This window comes from Micromonospora sp. CNZ285 (genome assembly GCF_004637285.1).
The window spans coordinates 473,718-493,053 of record NZ_SPQD01000001.1 but is presented as its reverse complement, the minus strand read 5'-3'; the positions used below and the strand labels follow the sequence as shown (position 1 = coordinate 493,053).

The 19,336-nt window shown below is 71.9% G+C and carries 15 protein-coding genes; 9 read left to right on the top strand and 6 right to left on the bottom strand.

The features are described 5' to 3' along the window. Positions 1 to 36: 36 nt before the first annotated feature. Both CLT75_RS02285 and CLT75_RS02280 read right to left on the bottom strand, forming a co-directional pair. On the bottom strand, positions 37 to 1,548 hold the full coding sequence (locus CLT75_RS02285; RefSeq protein WP_135239259.1) for a dGTP triphosphohydrolase: 1,512 nt from the start codon (positions 1,546 to 1,548) through the stop codon (positions 37 to 39). 45 nt (positions 1,549 to 1,593) lie between these two features. Next, positions 1,594 to 2,856 (bottom strand): nucleotide sugar dehydrogenase, encoded by a 1,263-nt coding sequence (locus tag CLT75_RS02280; protein WP_135239258.1) that lies wholly within the window; start codon positions 2,854 to 2,856, stop codon positions 1,594 to 1,596. 171 nt (positions 2,857 to 3,027) lie between these two features. Here CLT75_RS02280 and CLT75_RS02275 point away from each other — a divergent pair, with 171 nt between their 5' ends. Further along, positions 3,028 to 5,472 carry a Tex family protein gene (locus CLT75_RS02275; protein ID WP_135239257.1) on the top strand — a complete coding sequence of 815 codons (2,445 nt, stop codon included), beginning with the start codon at positions 3,028 to 3,030 and terminating at the stop codon, positions 5,470 to 5,472. Between the two features lie 39 nt (positions 5,473 to 5,511). Here the strand turns inward: CLT75_RS02275 and CLT75_RS02270 are convergent, their stop codons facing one another. Further along, a complete protein-coding gene (locus CLT75_RS02270) occupies positions 5,512 to 6,525 on the bottom strand; it encodes a DUF389 domain-containing protein (protein WP_135239256.1) in 1,014 nt (337 codons plus the stop codon). 155 nt (positions 6,526 to 6,680) lie between these two features. Between CLT75_RS02270 and CLT75_RS02265 the strand changes: the two genes are divergently transcribed. The 6 genes from CLT75_RS02265 (at position 6,681) to CLT75_RS02240 (ending at position 14,094) form a co-directional block, all read left to right on the top strand. Beyond that, positions 6,681 to 7,115: a hypothetical protein gene (locus CLT75_RS02265; RefSeq protein ID WP_135239255.1), complete on the top strand. Its 435-nt coding sequence runs from the start codon at positions 6,681 to 6,683 to the stop codon at positions 7,113 to 7,115. Positions 7,116 to 7,225: 110 nt separating this feature from the next. Next, positions 7,226 to 8,308, top strand: coding sequence for a GNAT family N-acetyltransferase (locus tag CLT75_RS02260; protein ID WP_135239254.1), 1,083 nt, complete (start codon positions 7,226 to 7,228; stop codon positions 8,306 to 8,308). A 131-nt stretch (positions 8,309 to 8,439) separates the two neighbouring features. Further along, positions 8,440 to 9,669, top strand: a complete 1,230-nt coding sequence (locus CLT75_RS02255) for a DegT/DnrJ/EryC1/StrS family aminotransferase (protein WP_486485037.1) — start codon at positions 8,440 to 8,442, stop codon at positions 9,667 to 9,669. 84 nt (positions 9,670 to 9,753) lie between these two features. After that, positions 9,754 to 10,992: a glycosyltransferase gene (locus tag CLT75_RS02250; RefSeq protein WP_135239252.1), complete on the top strand. Its 1,239-nt coding sequence runs from the start codon at positions 9,754 to 9,756 to the stop codon at positions 10,990 to 10,992. 114 nt (positions 10,993 to 11,106) lie between these two features. Further along, complete coding sequence (locus tag CLT75_RS02245) at positions 11,107 to 12,465, top strand: oligosaccharide flippase family protein (RefSeq protein WP_167796863.1); 1,359 nt, start codon at positions 11,107 to 11,109, stop codon at positions 12,463 to 12,465. 360 nt (positions 12,466 to 12,825) lie between these two features. Next, the gene (locus CLT75_RS02240; protein WP_135239250.1) at positions 12,826 to 14,094 is read left to right on the top strand and encodes a hypothetical protein; all 1,269 of its coding nucleotides are present in this window, start codon (positions 12,826 to 12,828) and stop codon (positions 14,092 to 14,094) included. 169 nt (positions 14,095 to 14,263) lie between these two features. Here CLT75_RS02240 and CLT75_RS02235 read toward each other — a convergent pair whose 3' ends face one another. Beyond that, positions 14,264 to 15,253, bottom strand: a complete 990-nt coding sequence (locus CLT75_RS02235) for an NAD-dependent epimerase/dehydratase family protein (protein ID WP_135239249.1) — start codon at positions 15,251 to 15,253, stop codon at positions 14,264 to 14,266. 136 nt (positions 15,254 to 15,389) lie between these two features. Between CLT75_RS02235 and CLT75_RS02230 the strand changes: the two genes are divergently transcribed. Next, complete coding sequence (locus CLT75_RS02230; RefSeq protein WP_135239248.1) at positions 15,390 to 16,676, top strand: glycosyltransferase; 1,287 nt, start codon at positions 15,390 to 15,392, stop codon at positions 16,674 to 16,676. Further along, complete coding sequence (locus tag CLT75_RS02225; RefSeq protein ID WP_135239247.1) at positions 16,673 to 17,314, top strand: sugar transferase; 642 nt, start codon at positions 16,673 to 16,675, stop codon at positions 17,312 to 17,314. The genes CLT75_RS02230 and CLT75_RS02225 overlap by 4 nt, the downstream gene beginning before the upstream one ends. A 43-nt stretch (positions 17,315 to 17,357) precedes the next feature. Here CLT75_RS02225 and CLT75_RS02220 read toward each other — a convergent pair whose 3' ends face one another. Both CLT75_RS02220 and CLT75_RS02215 read right to left on the bottom strand, forming a co-directional pair. After that, positions 17,358 to 18,416 (bottom strand): DegT/DnrJ/EryC1/StrS family aminotransferase, encoded by a 1,059-nt coding sequence (locus tag CLT75_RS02220; RefSeq protein ID WP_135239246.1) that lies wholly within the window; start codon positions 18,414 to 18,416, stop codon positions 17,358 to 17,360. Then, positions 18,413 to 19,279 (bottom strand): GNAT family N-acetyltransferase, encoded by an 867-nt coding sequence (locus CLT75_RS02215; RefSeq protein WP_135239245.1) that lies wholly within the window; start codon positions 19,277 to 19,279, stop codon positions 18,413 to 18,415. The genes CLT75_RS02220 and CLT75_RS02215 overlap by 4 nt, the downstream gene beginning before the upstream one ends. Between the last annotated feature and the right edge of the window lie 57 nt (positions 19,280 to 19,336).

The window sequence follows — 19,336 nt, the reverse complement described above, 5'->3', positions numbered from 1 at the left end:
CTGGGTGGCGTGGTCGCCGTCGTGCTCTCGGCCGGCTCAGAGCACGAAGGCGTCCGTCCACAGCGCGCCCGAGCGGCCCGACAACGCGTCGAGCATCGCCACCGCCTGACCGTCGGTGAGCTGCGCGACGAAGTCGATGATCGCCCGGCCCCGGGCCCGGCCGATCCGGTCCGGGGTCCGCGGGTGCAGCTCCGCCTCGGCCAGCTCCACCAGGTCGTGCAGCCGGCGCGGCAGCCGCGACTCCTCGTCCGGGTCCAGCAGCCACTCCCAGAGCGCCTCCACCAGTGTGCCCAGCAGCCGGGCTTGGCCGCGCTGGTGCAGGGCCAGGTCCGGCCGGGCCAGCACGAACCGGTGGTGCACGAACTTGAGCACCTGCACCTCGTGCCACTGCGCCTTCGCCAGCAGCACGTACCCGGAGCGGACGTCCGGGTCCGGCGTCACGGTGATGGCGTCCACGAAACGGGTGGACCAGCGGGCGGAGAACCGGGCCACGTACTGCTCCGCCTCGATCGAGCCGTCGAACGGCAGCGCGAGCAGCCCTTCCACCAGTTCCTCGCGGACGTGCTCGACAGCGGCGGCGAACGCCTCGTCGTCGGCGATCCAGCCGTCCTTGCGGTGCAGTTGCCGGCGCAGCCGCTCGATCGCCGCGCCCGGCCGCCGGCCCGCCGCCTCCAGCGCCGAGGCGGTGATCGACCGCAGGTGCCCGCACTCGCGCTGCCAGGCCATCAGCTCGGCCGCCACGGTGCCCTGCTGCAGCACCCCGACGCGGTAGAAGTCCTCCACGTCGTGGATCGCGTACGCGATGTCGTCGGCGGTGTCCATCACCGACGCCTCGGGCGTCTGCTGCCAGTCCGGGATCCGCCCGGCGAACGGCTCCCGTGCCTGGCGCAGGTCGTCCAGCTCGGTGCGGTACGCGCCGAACTTCACCGAACCGCTCTCCGGGTCCTCCGGCGGGGCCGCCGCGCCCCGGGGCGCCGGTTCGAGGTGGCGCGGGTGCGGGTCGGGATGGTCCAGCCGGGTCCACGGGTACTTCAGCATGGCGGCCCGGACCGCCGCGGTCAGGTCCAGCCCGGTGGTCGCCGCGCCACGGATCTCGGTGCTGGTGACGATCCGGTACGACTGGGCGTTGCCCTCGAAGCCGTCGGCCAGCCCGAGTCGCTGCCGGGCCAGCCGGTCGAGCACCCGCTCCCCCAGGTGCCCGAACGGCGGGTGCCCGAGGTCGTGCGCGAGCGCGGCGGCCTCCACCACCTCCGGGTCGCAGCCGCCGAGCTTGTCCAGCAGGTCCCGGTGCGCCGGGTCGGCCATGAGCCGCTCGGCGATCGCCCGGGCCACCTGGGCCACCTTCAGGCTGTGGGTGAGCCGGTTGTGCACGAGCAGCCCGGACCCGCCCGGGCTGATCACCTGGGTCACGCCGCCCAGCCGGGCGAAGAACGGCGAGCCGACGATCCGGTCCCGGTCGGCCCGGAACGGGCCGGCGGCCAGGTCGCCGAGCGCCCGGGCGCTGCCGCCGAACAGCCGCCGGGCCCGCGGATCCGCAGGTGCCTCCATGATCGCCACGCTAGCGCAGCCGGCGGCGGGCCGGGCAGGGTGTGCCTAGAGGCGCTCGACCACCGGCCCGGAGCACCTGTTGCGGGCGTCGAACACGTAGCGGGCCCGCCGGGACACCATCTCGTAGTCGAAGACGTCGTGGTCGGTCGCGACGACCACCGCGTCGGCCGCGTCGACCTCCTGCTCGGTCAGCGGCACGACGAGCACCCCACCCGGGATCTGGTGCGCCTCGGCGTACGGCTCGGCGGCGCGGACGTCGGCACCGAGGTCGCACAACCGCCGGGCGACGTCCACCGCCGGCGAGTCCCGCATGTCCCCGGTGTTCTTCTTGTACGCCAGGCCGAGCATCAGCAGGCGCGCGCCCTTGACGGCACGGCCGGTGCGGTTCAGGCCGGTCATCACCCGCTGCGCCACGTGCTCGGGCATCTCGTGGTTGACGTCGTTGGCCAGCTCGATGAACCGGAACTGGCGGCCCAGACGCCGCTTGACCTGCCAGGACAGATAGCAGGGGTCGATCGGCAGGCAGTGTCCGCCGACCCCGGGGCCGGGCCGGAAGGGCATGAACCCGAACGGCTTCGTCTCCGCGGCGTCGATCGCCTGCCAGACGTCGATGCCCAGGTGGTGGGAGAGCACAGTGAGTTCGTTGATCAGGCCGAGGTTCACCTGGCGGAACGTGTTCTCGATCAGCTTGGTCAGCTCCGCGACCCGGGTGGAGGGCACCGGCACGGTCCGGTCCACGATCCGGCGGTAGAACCCGTCCACCCGCTCCAGCGAGGGCTCGTCCACGCCGGAGACGACCTTCGGTGTGTTCTCCAGCCGCCAGGTCGGGTTGCCGGGGTCGATGCGTTCCGGGCTGTACCCGAGGTGGAAGTCGCCGGGCGCGTGCAGCCCGCTGGCCGTCTCGAGCAGCGGACGCAGCAGTTCCTCGGTGGTGCCCGGGTAGGTCGTCGACTCCAGCACCACGGTGCTGCCCTGCCGCACGTACGGGCCGATGCCCCGCCCGGCCTGCTCCACGTAGCTCAGGTCCGGCGTGCCGTCGCGCAGCGGCGTCGGCACCGTGATCACGCAGACGTCGAAACCCTCGGCGTCGGCGTACTCGGTGCTCGGCAGGTAGCGACCGCTGCCGAGCGCCCGGCCCAGCCGGTCCGCGAGGATGTCCTCCACGAAGGACTCGCCGGAGGCGAGCCGCTTGACCCGGTCGGCGTCGACGTCGAGCCCGACCACGTCGAAGCCGGCCTCGACGGCCCGCATGGCCAGCGGGAGGCCGACGTACCCCTGACCGATGACGACCACTTTCTCAGCGCTCACCCGGGCTCCAGACAACCGTAGGAAATCACCTGATTGGAGGCTAGAGGGGTTTCTGGGGCCGGAAGTCCGTTTTCGGGATATCGGCCCGCCCCGCCGTCCGGCCGGTGCGGCGCGTACGACGGCAACCGGCAGAATGCACGACGGAACCCACCCGAGAAGGCGGATCAGATCGTGACCCAGTCTGTGCACCAGCGGATCGCCGAGGAACTCGGCGTCGCCGAACGGCAGGTGCGGGCGGCAGTCGAGCTGCTCGACGGCGGCGCCACAGTGCCGTTCATCGCCCGCTACCGCAAGGAGGCCACCGGCCTGCTCGACGACGCGCAGCTGCGCACGCTGGAGGAGCGGCTGCGCTACCTGCGCGAGCTGGACGAGCGCCGCGCGGCGGTGCTGGAGTCGATCCGGAGTCAGGGCAAACTCGACGAGGCGCTGGAGGCGCAGATCCTCGCCGCCGACTCCAAGTCCCGCCTGGAGGACATCTACCTGCCCTACAAGCCGAAGCGGCGCACCCGCGCGCAGATCGCCCGCGAGGCCGGGCTGGAGCCGCTCGCGGACACGCTCCTGGCCGACCCGGCGCAGGACCCGAAGGCGGTCGCCGCCGGGTTCGCCGACCCGGACAGGGGCGTCGCGGACGCCGCGGCCGCCCTGGACGGGGCGCGGGCCATCCTGATCGAGCGCTTCGCCGAGGACGCCGACCTGATCGGCACGCTGCGCGAGCAGATGTGGTCGCGGGGCCGGCTGGTCTCCCGGGTACGCGACGGCCAGGAGACCGCGGGCGCGAAGTTCGCCGACTACTTCGACTTCGCCGAGCCGTACCCGAAGCTGCCCTCGCACCGCATCCTCGCCGTGTTCCGCGGCGAGAAGGAGGGCGTGCTGGAGCTGACCATGGACCCGGAGGCCGACGGCGACGCCGACGCCACCGGGCCGAGCCGGTACGAGGCCGCCGTGGCCGGACGCTTCGGCATCAGCGACCAGGGGCGTCCGGCCGACCGGTGGCTGGCCGACACGGTGCGCTGGGCCTGGCGTACCCGGATCCTCATCCACCTGGGCGCGGACCTGCGGATGCGGCTGTGGCAGGCGGCCGAGGAGGAGGCCGTGCGGGTCTTCGCCACCAACCTTCGTGACCTGCTGCTGGCCGCGCCCGCCGGGGCGCGGGCGACGATGGGCCTCGACCCGGGCCTGCGGACCGGCGTGAAGGTCGCCGTGGTCGACGCCACCGGCAAGGTGGTCGCCACCGACACCATCTACCCGCACGAGCCGCGCCGGCAGTGGGACGCCTCGCTGCACACGCTCGCCACGCTCGCCGCCGCGCACGGCGTCGAGCTGGTCGCGATCGGCAACGGCACCGCCAGCCGGGAGACCGACAAGCTCGCCGGTGACCTGATCAAGCGGCACCCCGAGCTGAAGCTCACCAAGGTGGTGGTCTCCGAGGCCGGCGCGTCGGTCTACTCCGCCTCCGCGTACGCCTCGCAGGAGCTGCCCGGCCTGGACGTCTCGCTGCGCGGCGCGGTGTCGATCGCCCGCCGCCTCCAGGATCCGCTGGCCGAGCTGGTGAAGATCGACCCGCGGTCGATCGGCGTCGGGCAGTACCAGCACGACCTGTCCGAGGTGAAGCTGTCCCGCTCGCTCGACGCGGTGGTCGAGGACTGCGTCAACGCGGTCGGCGTGGACGTCAACACCGCCTCCGCGCCGCTGCTCACCCGGGTGTCCGGCATCGGCGCCGGGCTGGCCGAGAACATCGTGCTGCACCGCGACGCCAACGGGCCGTTCCGCACCCGGGCGGAGCTGAAGAAGGTGCCCCGGCTCGGGCCGAAGGCGTTCGAGCAGTGCGCCGGCTTCCTGCGCATCCCCGGCGGCGACGACCCGCTCGACTCCTCCAGCGTGCACCCGGAGTCGTACCCGGTGGTGCGCCGCATCCTCTCCTCCACCGGGCAGGACCTGCGGGCGCTGATCGGCAAGTCGGCCATCCTGCGCGGCCTGCGCGCGACCGACTTCGTCGACGAGACGTTCGGCCTGCCCACCGTCACCGACATCCTGGCCGAGCTGGAGAAGCCGGGCCGTGACCCGCGTCCGGAGTTCCGTACCGCGACGTTCGTCGAGGGCGTGGAGAAGATCAGCGACCTGACGCCCGGCATGGTGCTGGAGGGCGTGGTGACGAACGTGGCCGCGTTCGGCGCGTTCGTCGACGTGGGCGTGCACCAGGACGGACTGGTGCACGTCTCGGCCATGTCGCACACCTTCGTCAAGGACCCGCGCGACGTCGTGAAGTCCGGCGACGTGGTCAAGGTCCGGGTGCTCGACGTGGACGTGCCGCGCAAGCGGATCTCGCTGACGCTGCGGCTGGACGACGAGGCGCCGGCCGGCGGCCGTCCCGCCGCCGGGGGTCCGGGCGGCGAGGAGCGCGGCGGCCGGCGCGGTGGCGGGCAGCGCGGCGACGGCGGCGGGCAGCGCGGTGACCGCGGCGGGCAGCGCGGCGACGCCGGCGCCCGGCGTGGCGGCCAGGGTGAGCGGGGCGGCTCACGCGGTGGCCCGTCGCAGCGGCAGGGACGAGGTGGCGGATCGGCGGCGCCGGTGAACGACGCCATGGCGGAGGCGCTGCGCCGCGCCGGTCTGGCCTGACGGTCTGCGGCCGCCGGTCGGGCTGACGTCACGAACGAGTCAGCTCGGCCGGTGCCCGCCCGACGACGGATCGGTCCGGGCGGACGCCGGGTCACGGTCGGCCCGCTGGCGGGGCACCGGCTGCCGGGACCGCCGCGCCACACGCCGCCACCAGGAGCGCTGGACCAGCAGCGTGAGCAGACCGGCCAGCACGATGGCGGCCAGGTTGACGACCAGTTGGAGCGCGGAACCGGCCGCCTCGTGCCAGACGCCGTACGCGGCGGCGACCGCCACGTTCGCGGCCGCCGGCACGGTGGTCACCGAGATCAGGACGCCGACCAGGGAGCCGGACTTCTTCGAGGTCAGCGACAGCATCCCGGCGATGCCGGCGAGCAGGCCGACCACCCACGACAGGGCGTCCGGGCGCCAGATGAAGTCCGTCAACGGCCGCTCGGCCAGCAGCATCTCCCGGCTCACCAGACCGGCCGCGTCCAGCGCCCAGGTGCTGACCACGGTGGCGAGCATCGCCGCCACGAAGCCGACCACGAGCGCCTGCACCGACCGGACGACGACACCCCCCTTGCCGCGCAGCAGCGCCACACAGAGCGCCGCGAGCGGGCCGAACTCCGGGCCGACGACCATCGCGCCGACGATGAGGATGGGCTGGTCGAGCAGCACGCCGATGCCGGCGATCATGGTGGCGACGACGATCAGCGCCAGGAAGATGCCGGTGAGCACCGTCTGCTCACCCGTCTTCGCGGCGACCTCGTCCCAGATCAGCGCGTCGTCACCGTGGCCCGGGGCCGCCTCGGCGGCCCGGTCCGCGGCGGCCGAGAGGGTCAGCTCCACGTCGTCGGCGGCGATCGCCCCGCGCGCCTCGACCCCCATCTCCCGCAGCCGGCGCAGGACACCGTCGGCGCTCTCCCGGACCACGTCGCAGGTGAGGTAGTCGCCGGCCGGCTGACGGGCCGCGCCCGGCAACACCACCAGGTGGGTCACGCCGGGGTCCGCGGCAAGCATGTCGGCGATGTCGGACGTGCGGTCCGCTGGTGCGATCACCCGGATGTGCAGCACGAACCAGGCTCCTCGATGGGCGCGACGGACGTCAGCACTCTAGACGATCGACGCGAGGGCGGCAGGTGGTCGCGCGACGGCCCGGCACGCCTTCTCCGCCCGGCCCGGGAGCGGCCGGGTCGGGCGGGCGCGGCGGTGGGCGTACCCTCGCGGTCGTGGGTGCCGACGACGACGAGCGGTGGCGGGAGCGGCGACGCCACGCGGTGCGGGCGCACGCCGAGGCCGACGCCCGGCAGCGCGCCGCGGAGCAGGCCGAGGCCGCGGAGCTGGTCGCCCGGTTCGCGGCCGAGGCCGCCCGGCGCGGCCTGCGCACCGAGCGGCTCGTGGCCACGCCCTACAGCGGACGCGGCCGCTACCGCACCCCGCTGGTCGGCTGGTATGTGGACCGGGCCCGGAGCCGGGCGGTGGACACCGAGGGCCGCTACTACCTGCTGACCGTGCCGGCCGGGCTGCGCGCCCGGCTGCTCGGCGCCCGGCCGGAGCCGTCCACGCCGTCACTCGTCATCGGCCGCGGCGGGCGCGACGGGGAGTCCCTTCCGCTGACGGCGCTGCTCGGCGCGCGCCTCGAAGCGGGCGACGACTGGCCCTGACCCGGCCCGGCCCCTGTCGACACCGTCCCGGCCGATCCTCGTTACCCAGAGCGGACGACACGTGGCCGGCCGCCATCGGGGCGGCCGTGGCCAGGCGACGGGGAGCGCAGATGCGACTGGAGATCCTGGACGCCCGCAAGCCGGCGGACGACGAGCGCTGGCGCGCTCTGCACCGGGACTGGGACCGGCGTGAGGTCTTCGCCCACCCGGCCTACCTCCGGTTGTTCGCCGGGCCGCAGGACGAGCCGCTGGCCGCGTACGCCCGGACCGAGCACGGTTTCGTGCTGTATCCGTTCCTGCTCCGCCCGGTCGACGCGCCGCACCTGGGCCTGCCACCTGGCCGGTATCACGACATCACCAGTCCGTACGGCTACGGCGGCGCCTTCCAGGAGGACACGGACGAGCGGGAGGCCAAGGAGTTCTGGGAGTCGTTCGACGCCTTCTGCGCCCGCCGCCACGTGGTGTCCGAGGTCACCCGACTGTCGCTGTTCGAGGACGAGCGGCTCTCCCCGCCGGGCCCGGTCCAGGAGAAGCAGTTGAACGTGGTGCGTGACCTGCGGACCAGCGACGAGGACATGTGGCGGGAGTTCGACCACAAGGTGCGGAAGAACGTCAACAAGGCCCGCCGGAACGGAGTGACTGTCGAGGTCGACCTCGACGGCGCGCGGCTCGACGACTTCGTGGGCATCTACGAGAGCACCATGGACCGGCGGGCCGCTGCCAGTGGCTACTACTTCCCCCGTGACTTCTTCGCCCGGATCGTCGACGAGTTGCCGGGGCAGTTCGCCTTCTTCCACGCGATCCACGAGGGGAAGGTCATCTCCACGGAACTGGTGCTGGTGTCCGCACTGAGTCTCTACTCGTATCTCGGCGGCACCGACCAGGCCGCCTTCGATCTCCGGCCCAACGATCTACTCAAGGTCGAAGTCTGCCGGTGGGGGCGCGCCCGGGGCCGGACGAGGTTCGTCCTGGGTGGCGGTTACACCCCCGGCGACGGCATCTTCCGGTACAAGCGGGCCTTCGCCCCCGGAGGGCTGGTGCCGTTCCACCTCGGCACGAGGGTGATCGACGAGCAGACGTACGGACGGCTGTGTTCCGCGCATCGGCAGGAGGGCATGCGGCGGGATCCGGCGTGGTCGGCCTCCTCGGAGTTCTTCCCCGAGTACCGCAGCAGTCTGCCCGATGCCCGCTGAGCCCTCCGAGGGGTACGCCGACGCGATCCGTCCGGACACCGTAACGCCACCTCCGCCGGCACGTTGAACCAATGGACCGGGCGCGACCGACGTCGCAACGGCCCGATTCACGTGTGGTAACGCTTCCCAGCGTGCTGCCCGAAGCATTCACCTTCGTGACGGAGACCAGCACCGTGGCCCAGAACCATCCATTGGCAGCTCGATCCGCTCCGCGCCAGGACGGGGCGAGAAGCCTGGGACGCATATACCTCTCCCCGCCGGATGTCGGTCCGACCGAGGAAGCACTGATCCTTTCGGCGGTCCGCTCCGGCTGGGTCGCGCCCGCCGGGCCCGATCTCGATGCCTTCGAACGTGAAGTGGCCGAGCGGGTGGGTGGTGGGCACGCGGTCGGGGTGAGTTCCGGCACCGCCGCCCTTCACCTCGCGTTGACGGTGGCCGGCGCCGGCCCGGGTTCCGTGGTCGTGGTGCCCACCATGACGTTCGTAGCGACCGCCAACGTCGTGACCTACACCGGCGCCGAACCGATCTTCGTGGACTGCGATGCCGCCAGCGGCCACCTCGACCCCGGCCTGCTGCCACCGCTGCTCGGCAGGCTCCGGGCGCAGGGACGCCGAGTGGCGGCCGTGGTGACGGTGGACCTCAACGGCTCCTGCGCCGACTACGAGCGGATATCGCCGGTCTGCGCCGAGTTCGGGGTGCCGCTCGTCGAGGATTCCGCACAGGCTCTCGGCGCGACCCGGAACGCCCGGCATGCCGGCACCTTCGGCCAGGTGGGGGTCTTCTCCTTCAACGGAAACAAGATCATGACCACGTCGAGCGGTGGGATGCTGATCTCCGACGACGCGTCCCTGATCGAGCGTGCGCGTCATCTCGCCACCCAGGCCCGAGAGCCGGTCGCACACTACGAGCACCAGCAGATCGGCTACAACTACCGGCTCAGCAACCTGCTCGCCGCTCTCGGGCGAGCACAGCTACGACGGTTGACGGGCATGATCGAGCGCCGCCGGGCGATCCGGAAGCGGTACGCCGAACTCTTCGCCACCGTCCCGGGCACACGCATCCTCGGTGACGGCGATCCCGGATCGAACTGCTGGCTCACCTCGCTGATCGTCGAGCCCAGCGAGGCGGGGTGGCGGGCGGACGAGTTGGCCGAGCACCTCGCGCGTCATGACATCGAAAGCCGCCCGATGTTCAAGCCGATGCATCGACAGCCGGCCCACCTCGGCCGCGAAGCCGTCGTGACCGGCGCCGCGGACCGGCTCTTCGCCACCGGCATCTCACTGCCGAGCGGGTCGACCCTGGTCGGCGGGGCCGCCGAGCGACTCTTCGACACGCTCGGCAGCTTCCTCGCCAAGCGCTGACCGCTTCCCGGCGACGCGCGACGTCTCGGCCAGGAACTGCTCCCACCCCGCCGGGCCACGGCCCGCTCTTGGAGGTTTCCGTCAATGAGGGTTGTCGTCAGCACGGAGTCCCGACTCGTCCGGACGCCGGACGGGCGGGTGTGGACGATGTACGTGCCCGGCTACGGCTTCTGGCAGCGCTACCTGAGCGCCTTCGACGAGGTCCGGATCATGGCTCGGATCGCCAACCAGGACAGCGTCCCCGAGGGGATGGTGCGCGTCGACGGACCTCAGGTCGACGTTCACGCCCTGCCGCACTACCTGGGATCCCGGCAGTACCTCCGGCAACGCCGGCGCATCGGCCAGGCCGTCGCCGCCGCGGCCGGGCCGTCCGACGCGGTGATCGTGCGGGCGCCGTCCGCGTTCGGATCCCTGCTCGCCCGGGACCGCCGCCGGAAAGGGCTGCCTTACGCGCTGGAGGTCATCGGGGATCCGTACGACGTGCTCGGGCCCGGTGTCCTCAGCCATCCGCTGCGCCCGCTGCTGCGGCAGAAGTTCAGCACCCAGCTACGCCGGAACTGCCGATCGGCCGCAGCCGTCTCCTACGTGACGGAGCAGCACCTCCAGAGCCGCTATCCAGCCGCCCCCGACGCGGTGACCGCCGCGATCTCCACCATCGACCTTCCGCCCACCGCCTTCGTCGCCGCTCCGCGTCCGGTCGCCCGATGTCGCACCGCCGAGGCCCACCTGGTGAGCGTCGGCACCCTCGACCAGCTGTACAAGGGCATCGACTGCCTCATCCTGGCGGTGGCCCGCCTGGCCGCGTCCGGCGTCCGTGTCCGGCTGACGCACCTCGGCGGCGGCCGGTACCAACCCGATCTGGAGCGGTTGGCCGCCGCGCACGGCGTGACAGAGCGGGTGACCTTCGCCGGCTGGGTTGCTCCGGGCGAACCGCTGCACGCTCGGCTCGACGAGGCCGACGTCATCGTGATGCCCTCCCGGACCGAGGGCCTCCCCAAGGCGCTCATCGAGGGCATGGCCCGGGCGCTGCCGGCGCTCGGCACCCGAGTCGGCGGAATCCCCGAGCTCCTACCCCCCGACGATCTGGTGGAACCGAACTCCCCGGACGCCCTGGCGGAGGCCGTGCGCCGAATGATCGGCGATCCCGAGCGGATGGCGTCGGCCTCCGGTCGCAACCTCGACCGGGCGAGGCGCTACTCGCGGGACGTTCTCACGCCGCGCCGCGCCGACTTCTACCGCTCGGTCCGGGAAGCGACCGAGAGTGCCATCCGGGGCATGTCCCGGCCGGCGCCCGCTGGTCCGCAGCCAGCTCGGCGCAGGTGACCGATCCGCCGAACGGGCCGGTCGGGAACCCGCTCGATGATCCGCGGCTCACGTCGGCCTCCGGAAGCCGATTCGGCAGGCACGGTCCGACGCGAACCACGTCGGGAGACAACCGTGGCCCGTAGCCAGAGCCCCACCGACGAGCCGGCGATCGTGGAGACCACCGCGCAACCGCTTAGGCCGGCCCCCCGCCGGGTCCGCCTACGCCTTCCCGGTCAGACCAGCAACGTTGCCTGGAACCTGCTCGGCCTGTTCGGAAGCGCTGTCACCCAGTGGGGGATCATCGCCCTGCTGGCCCGTTTCGGCAGCCCCACGATGGTGGGCCAGTACGCACTCGGCCTCGCCGCCACCGCACCGGTGATTCTTCTGGCCAGTCTCGGACTGCGGGTCGTGCTGGTGACCGACACGTCCGGGCGATTCGCCTTTCGGGAGTACCTACGTCTCCGGACCGCGGCGATGGTGGTGGCGGTGACCGCTGTCGGCGTCATCGCTGCCACTCGTGGCTCGGGCGACGGCACAGTGATCATGCTCATCGGAATCGCCAAAGCCATCGACGGCGTCGGCGACATCTACTGCGGCCGATTCCAACAACTGCTGCGCATGCGGCTGATCGCCACTTCGATGATCATGAATAATGTCGCGACCTTGCTACTCATGGCGGCGTTGCTCAGCCTCACCCGAGACATCGCCTGGACCGCCGCGGGATCCGTCGCCGGCTCGACGCTCGGCTCCCTGCTCTACTGCCGGTGGGCTGCGCGCCGTCTGGAACCGGGCGGGCCGTCGCCCACACCCCGTCCCACGCCGCCGGGAGGAATCCGAAGGGCCGGCACATTGGTGCGGATCGCGCTACCCGTCGGCCTGGCATCCGGGCTGAACTCCTTCAGCGGCAACGTGCCCCGCTACCTCCTGGAACACCGATCAGGCACCGGCGCTCTCGGCATCTTCGCAGTCGTGGCCTACGCCACCGTGGTCACCAACATTCTCTTCGCCGGCATCGCCCAGACAGCGTTGCCGAAGATGTCGGAGCTCTACTCCCGCGGCGCCCTCCGCGCCCTGTCCACCCTGACCTCCCGTCTCGTCCTCGGGTCCCTCGCATTGGGGGCGGGCGCCGTCGTGGGCGCGCTGCTCGGAGGGGATGCGGCACTTCGGCTCGTCTACGGAGACACCTACGCGCAGCAGGGCCACCTGCTGGCGATCCTCGCCGTCTCGGTGGGCTTCAGCGGGGCGCTGTTCTTCCTCAACAGCGCGATCTCCGCGACGCGCAAGTTCGGCCGGCAACTCGCGGCGAGCCTCACCATGCTTGTCGTCAACGTGGTCGTCAGCCTGACCCTGATATCGGCCCACGGCCTGACCGGGGCGGCCTGGGCACTGGTTGCGGCACTCGGATGTGAGGCAGTGCTGAAAGTGGTGATGTTCCGCCACGCGCTCGCGATGCCCGCCGATCTGTCAGCCACGGCGCGGCACAGGGCGTGATCCAGCAGATGGAGGCAATTTTCGCCGAGTCGGCGGCACGAAGAATATTCGACAAGACGGGAGGCCCGGCGATTCATTCGAGTTTCGAAAATCAATCTTGTGCTGTTCTGGCGTCAGCGCCCCGGAGAAGACGTCATGGTGCATCATTGACGGCGAGCCACTGGGGCATTGGAACGTCGTGAACTGTTGCATTCGTCGCCGATCCTTCGCGCACACCTGCCACTTCGAGAGGTGGGGTCGCTGCGCCGTAGTGCCCGCTGGGCGCCACAGTCACGCGCCGGCGTTCTCGCCGCCGGCAGTCCGAAGTCGACCCGCTGCACGACACGCGTCGCACCGGTCGCGCACCAAGTTGGAGACTCCGTGGAACTGAGCACGAGCCTGGTGGTCTGGCTGTCCCTCGCCCTCGGCGCGGCGATGTTGCTCGCCGTCTTCCTCCGATCAGGGCGGAGCGACTTCCTGCCCTACCTCTTCGCCTACTTCATCTTCTTCGGCCTCGGCCCGGCGATCAACTACGCCCTCGGCAATGAGATCTACGTGGGCATCATCCCGGACAAGATCAATGAGGCCTGCCTCGCGCTACTGCTGGCCCTCGCCGGCGTAGCGGCGGTGGCCCTCCTCATGCCGATCCGCGAGCGACTGCCGGACCTGTCTGTACTCCGCTCACCGCGGAAGAACGCGCTGGTTCCGGCGGCGCTCTACACCATGGCGTCCTACGCGGCCGTCATCCTGTTGCTGCGCGGTCCGGCGATGATCACCGGCAACAAACTCGAACGGATCCAGCTCGCCGGTCCGCTGCACTACCGCTACCTCGCTCTCGAGATCTGTGCCTGCTCGCTCTATTTCCTGACCAGGGCGGTGCCCTCGGCGCGACTGCCGTACTGGTTGAATTTCGGCCTCTACGTGGTCTACTGCCTGGCCACGAACGAACGCGATTTCCTCTTCGTCGCCTTCGCCGTGGCGATGCACATTCTTCTGCTCCAGCGGAGGCGCATTCCCCCGAAGTTCGGACTGGCCGGCGTCGCCTTCGCCGTGGCGGCCACCTACCTCAGCGCTGTTCGGAGCGGGGGCACACTGAACATCGGGAAGGCCCTGAACGAGGGCTCCACGATGTTCGTGGACACCTACGTCATGACATACGGCGACAGCAGCCTCCGACTGTGGCCGGGCCAGAGCTATGCGGAGGCGTTACTCGCCCTACTGCCGTCAGCGTTGGTGCCGGATCGTCCCATGCTCATGAACTGGCTCGTCGACCAGTGGGCCCCCGGATCCACGTCGGGCTACGGATTCTCCCTGACGGCCGAGGCGTACCTCAACTTCGGCCTGGTGGGCATCCCGTTCGTCTTCGCCGCGATCACCCTCGGCCACCGGCTGATCCTCCTCCGAGCCGGACGAGGGCACGTGTTCGCCTACGCGAGCATCCTCTACACCGTCGACTGGATGTACGGCTTCCGCGGGGAGAGCATCACCTTCCTCAACACCCTTCTGTACGGTGCCGTCTTCTACGCCGTCATCTGTCTGGGATTCGTGCGGGGCGGCACCATGCCAGCTCCGATGCACGCCGCTGTGCGGCGGGAGCCGACGTTCGCGTCGACCGACACCCCCCGCCATCCGGCCCGGACATCGGGGTAGTCGGGCCGAACGCCGGCGCACGTGCACCTTCGATGGACCGGGGGCCGGCGGTGCCGGGAGCAGTCGCGGCTGTCCAGCGTGACGGTCAAAGCGGCGGACAGGATGCCCGCGGCTCTGGCGCCGCCGTCTCAACGACGGGCCGCCCTGAGCACGCTGCGTGTGATACGCCTCAGGAAAGAGGCGCGCTGACGGACTGCCCCTGCGCCGGCACGGCGCCTGCTGTCAGGGCCTCCCCCGACCGGAACCACTCGACCGTAGCCCGCAGCCCTTCGGCGAAGGGCGTCGGCGACGCGGCCGGGAACAGCTCGCGCAGTCGTGTGTGGTCGGCCTGGGACTCGCGGACGTCACCGGGCCGCGCCGGCACGTGCACGACGTCCAGCGTCCGCCCCAGCACGGTCTCCAGTTCGGCGATGAGGTCGAGCAGGGAGATGCGCGCGCCGAACGCGAGGTTCACCACGTCCGGGGCCGCCACCTGCCGCAGCACAGCGTCCACGATCACCGAGGTCACGCTGCCCACGTAGGTGAAGTCCCGGGACTGCCGCCCGTCGCCGTGCACCTGCAACGGCCGGTTCTCCAGGGCGGCGGTGACGAACCGCGGGACCACCGCGGCGTACACGTGGTTCGCCGCCTGCCTCGGTCCGAAGACGTTGAAGAAGCGGAACGGCAGGACCGCCATGCCGTAGCAGTTGGCGAAGGCGATCCCGTACGCCTCGGTGGCCAGTTTCGACACCGCGTACGGGCTGACCGGCATGGGCCGCAGGCCCTCCTGGCGTGGCAGTACCGGGTTGGCGCCGTACACCGAGGACGAGGAGGCCAGCACGCACTGCGGGACGCCGTTGCGGTGGGCGGCGTCGAGGACGGTCAGGGTGCCGGTGGCGTTCGCGTGGTGGCTGCGCAGCGGGTCGTCGATGGAGCGGGGCACCGAGCCGAGGGCTCCGAGGTGGACCACGCTGGACGCGCCGGCCATCGCGCGGTCGAGCAGCGCGGGGTCCAGGACGGTCCCGATCAGCAGCTCCACCGGCAGCCCGCGCAGGTTCTCCACCGACCCGGTGGAGAGGTCGTCGACGACGACGATCTCGGCGACCCGGCCCGTTTCCGACAGGGCCCGCACCAGGTTGGAACCGATGAAACCGGCGCCCCCCGTGACGACGACTCTCACGTGCGCTCCTACCGCTCGCCGGTGCTCTCTCCGCAGGGCCAACGAGAGAATCCGACGTTGGTTACTAAACACCACAAAGCTCGTTGCCCTGGGTGGAGCGGCGAACGACGTCGCGCCGACTGTTGGAGGCGAACACGTGAGGCACGATCCCCGGTCCGGCGTCGCCGGCGACCCGCCCGGGCGCCGGTCACTGCGCGTCGCCGTCATCGTCAAGACGAACTACGGCGGACTCTGGACCATCCCGCAGGCCTGCGCCCTGCGGGATCGCGGCCACGAGGTGGTGGTGATCTGCCCACCCGGCGGGCGCCTGAACGACCGCCTGGCCGAGGCCGGGATCCGGACGGTGGCGTCGCCGTTCTCGTTCCGCTTCCGGCCCAGCCTGAGCACGCTGTCCGAGCTGTGGCGGCTGCGCCGCCTCGTCCGCCGTCTGCGCCCCCAGGTGCTCTACCACCACCTGTACGCGGCCACGCTTGGCGCGCGGCTCGCGACTGTCGGCCTGCCGCTGGCTCGGGTGCAGTTCGTCGCCGGCCCCGCGTTCCTGGAGTCGCGGGCGGTCCGGATGGTCGAGCGGTTGCTCTGGCGCCTGGACCGCACGATCATCTGCGGCACCCGCTACACCTCCCGCCTCTACGGCGAGCTGGGCGTACCGGCGGCGCGCCGGCCGGCCGTGACCAGCGGGCTCAACCTGGCCTGGGCGACCGCGGACCTGCCGGACGACACGGCGGCGACGCGGGCGGAGGCCCGGGCGAAGTGCCGGGCGGATCTCGGGCTGAGCCCGGACCAGTTCGTCGTGATCATGGTGGCGTACGTCTATCCCCCGCGGAAGCTCGCCGCCCACCGGGACCGCGCGTTCAAGGGCCACGACGTCCTGCTCGCCGCGTGGCAGGAGATCCGGTCCCGGCACCCCGAGGCGGTGCTGATGCTCGTCGGTGGCGGCTCGGACCAGGCCGGCGAGGACCACCGGCAGGAGCTGATCCGCCGGTTCGGGGTCGCTGACGACCACTCCGTCCGCTGGATCGACACCGCCGACGACGTGCGGCCCTACTACCGGGCGGCGGACCTCAGCGTCAGCCCGTCACTGAGCGAGGGCCACGGCGCGCCGCCCGAGGCGGCACTGCTGGACGTTCCCAGCATCGTCAGCGACGCCGGCGGGCTGCCGGAGACGGTGGACGAGAGCTGCGGGTGGGTGGTTCCCCGGGACGACCCGGCCGCCCTGGCGGAGGCCATCGAGCACGCGTACGCCGAGTTCCGGTCCGGGCGGCTCGCCGAGCGCGGCGTACGCGCCCGCGAGCGGTCGCACCGGCACTTCGACAACCGGATCTCCGCGGTGCGGATGGCCGAGGTCATCGAGTACGCCGCGGGCGTCGGCGGACCACCCGGGGAGTACGCCCCGCAGGCCGCCGGGAAGGCGCACTCCCGGTGAGCCCCGGCCGGCGGTCGATCGAGCTACGGCTCAAGCGGCTCCTCGACATCACCGTGGCGCTCGTCGTGCTCGTGGTGACCGCGCCGGTGGTGGCGGTCGCCGCGCTGCTCGTCCTGGCCCAGTTCGGCAGCCCGGTCTTCTTCCGCCAGGAACGCACCGGCCGGTACGAGCGCCGCATCCGGGTCCTCAAGCTCAGGACGATGTCCGACGACCGCGACGCGGAGGGCCGGCTGCTGCCCGACGGGGTCCGCTGCCGGGGCGTCGGCCGGACGCTGCGGCGGCTGAGCATCGACGAGCTGCCGCAGATGGTCAACGTGCTCCGGGGCGACCTCAGCCTGGTCGGTCCCCGGCCGCTGCTGCTGCGCTACGACCCCTGGTACACCGACCGGGAGCGCAAGCGGTTCGAGGTCCGGCCGGGCATCACCGGGCTCGCGCAGGTCAACGGTCGCAACGACCTGGCCTGGACCGAGCGCCTGGAACTCGACGTCCGCTACGTTCTCGACTGGTCCCTCTGGCTCGACCTGCGCATCCTCGCGCGGACGGCGGGCAAGGTCCTGCGCGCGTCCGGCGTGGCGGTCGACCCGTCGGCGCAGATGCTCGACCTCGACCAGGAACGGCGCCTCACCGGCGTCCGCTGAGCCCGTCGGTGCCCGCCCGGCACGGGCGGGCACCGACACGCGGTCAGGCCGAGCCGGTGGGCACGCCGGACGGTCGCGGCGCCGCAGCGCCGCTCTGGGCCGGTGCCGCCGGACGTGCGGCCGGTGCGAGCGCGCCGCGCTCAGGGAGTGTGCCCAGCGCCCGCTGGAAGCTCGCGACCAGTGCCGGGTAGTCGGCCGGTGCGACGTCCTGGTGTACGGGGAAGTTGATGATCCGCCGGGACAGCCGTGCCATCGACGGATGATCGCGCAACTGCTCGATGAGCGTGTGGTAGAGGCTGACCATGCCGAAGCCCTCGCGGTTCATCTCGGCGTAGACATGGTCGCGGTTCTCCCGGCCGGTCCCGAGGATCCGCACCGGCAGCGTCTGCGGGGCGTCGTCCGGCGCCAGCTCGGGCCACATCAGCTCGAACGCGCCGCCGAGTTCGGGCAGGTCGCGCAGCAACGCGGTGAGGGCGCGGAAGTTCTCCTGCCGCCGCACGGCGATGCCCAGCGTGTCGTGGTCGAGCACGTGCCGGGACAGGTCCGGCTCGGTCTCCCGCTGACCGGTGAGCCGCCCCGGGTCGCGGTAGGTGATCATCCCGCCGCGTGCGCCGGGCATCGGCAGCATCTTGTGCAGGGAGTAGAGCGAGACCTCGCCGGTGCGGCCGGCCGGACCGCCGAGCGCGTGGGTGAACCACGCGTGTGCGAGGTCCTCGAGCAGCAGCGCGCCGTGCCTGTCGGTCAGCTCCCGGATCCGGCCGATCGCCCGTTCGGTGCGGCCGAAGTAGTGGATGACCACCACGACGTCGTAGGGACGGTCCGCGAGCCGTGCCTCCAGCGAGGACAGGTCAACGGCGAGGTCCTCGGTCAGGTCGTAGAAGCCGGGGTCGAGCCCGAGTTCGGTCACCGGGTCGAAGACGCCGCTGCCCTCGTTGGCGGACCAGCCGATGAACGACGGCAGCAGGATGTCGCGCCGGTCGCCGCGCCAGACCTCGGGCTGGGCGAGCAGGTCGCGCATGCCCTCCCGGGCCGCCCGGTAGAACAGGCTCGGCGTGCGGAAGGCACCCGGGTCGGTGGCGGTCTTGGGGATCGTCTGCGTCACGGAAGCTCCAGTCTGGCGCGGATCTCGGAGGTGGACATCCTGAGCGAGCGGTTGACGGCCCGCAGCGGGCCGACCGCGCTGGGCGGCGCGTCCTCGCCGGGTGTCATGACCAGGACGCGGTCGATGCCGGGGAAGGCCCGGACCACGGCTGCGACCACCGCCGGCCGTCGCAGCGTCGCCGGGTCGAAGCACCGCAGCACCCGCGGGCTCGGCCGCCCCAGCACGTGGGTGGCGTCTCCGGCGACGACGGTGAGCTCACCGAAGCCGTACGTGTCGAGCCAGGCCCGGGCGGCGTGCAGCCCGTCGAAGCGGACGTCGGCTGCGGGCGCGACCCCGCCGAGCGCGAGGTCGGCGACCCACCACGTGGTCGTGGAGTCGCCCGCGAACCCGAGCCGGTCGTAGAGCGCGCGGGCCGGGGCGTTGTCGGCGAACACGTCCAGCCGCATCGACAGCAGGTCGGGGTGGGCGCGGGCGTACGCGCGCAGCAGTTCCCGGGCGACGCCACGGCCACGGGCGGCCTCCACCACGCAGATGTAGGACAGGTGCGCCAGGCCCGGCTCGACCCGGGTCAGGTCGGCGAAGCCCAGCCGCCGGCCGTCCTGGTCCTCGGCCACCAGGAAACACCGGCCGGGGAACGACTGCGGGTGTGCGAGCACGACCTCCCAGAACCGGCCGACGCCGGGCTGGGCCGAGGTCAGGTAGTCGTGCAGATGCCGCGCGAACGACGACCGGCTGACCTCGGCCAGCCATTCCGCGTCCGCGACGGTGGCCGGGCGGACCCGGAGACCCGGCGCGTCCGCACGGGACGGCACTCCCACGCCGGCGGCGGGGACGATCGACTGGACACCATACGGGACCGGCATGTTCACACCATAGTGGCCGCTACCACCCCAAAGGGGGATTTCGGATCACCGCCGCCC

Bases quoted from the DNA above. Each gene is read 5' to 3' on its own strand.
- CLT75_RS02285 (WP_135239259.1), bottom strand. From the start codon at position 1,548: ATGGAGGCACCTGCGGATCCGCGGGCCCGGCGGCTGTTCGGCGGCAGC.
- CLT75_RS02260 (WP_135239254.1), top strand. From the start codon at position 7,226: ATGCGACTGGAGATCCTGGACGCCCGCAAGCCGGCGGACGACGAGCGC.
- CLT75_RS02250 (WP_135239252.1), top strand. From the start codon at position 9,754: ATGAGGGTTGTCGTCAGCACGGAGTCCCGACTCGTCCGGACGCCGGAC.
- CLT75_RS02215 (WP_135239245.1), bottom strand. From the start codon at position 19,279: ATGCCGGTCCCGTATGGTGTCCAGTCGATCGTCCCCGCCGCCGGCGTG.